The organism is Streptococcus sp. HCA-5024, from assembly GCF_037890265.1.
In the GTDB taxonomy this organism is placed as follows: Bacteria; Bacillota; Bacilli; order Lactobacillales; family Streptococcaceae; genus Streptococcus; species Streptococcus lingualis.
The window spans coordinates 1-537 of the sequence record NZ_JBBKBR010000018.1; the positions used below are offsets into that span (position 1 = coordinate 1).

The following is a 537-nucleotide window of genomic DNA, read 5'->3' on the forward strand; positions in this document are numbered from 1 at the left end:
TTTAATTATTATACCAATTTAAATAAGGAAAGAGGAGAGGACAAATGACTGCCAATTATTCAACACGGGAATACCGTGAGAAATTATACGATGACCTTCATGTTCGATTGAGAGATACAGCGATTTTGATGTGTGCAATTTTTATTGCCTCTATAGGTCTAAATATGAATTCAACAGCTGTCATTATAGGAGCCATGTTGATTTCACCTCTCATGACACCGATTGTTGGACTGGGATTCGGTTTAGCTATTTTTGATACGCGTTTAATCAAGCAATCTCTAGAGGTTTTATTGACTCAAGTGTTGGTCAGTTTGCTTGTCTCGACTCTGTATTTCTGGAATTCTCCCTTGTCTTATGCAAGTAGCGAGTTGATTGCACGAACCTCTCCAACCATTTGGGATGTCCTCATTGCTATTGCGGGTGGGATAGCAGGTGTCATTGGTTCAAGAAAAAAAGAAGCAAACAATATCGTGCCAGGAGTAGCCATTGCTACAGCTCTGATGCCGCCTATCTGTACTGCTGGCTATGGTTTAGCTC

1 protein-coding gene is annotated in these 537 nt (G+C 40.6%); it reads left to right on the top strand.

Annotation, left to right across the window (positions count from 1 at the left end):
* Window positions 1–44 precede the first annotated feature (44 nt).
* Window positions 45–537: DUF389 domain-containing protein (locus tag WKT08_RS10435; RefSeq protein WP_340281937.1), on the top strand; the 493-nt coding region annotated here is incomplete at its 3' end.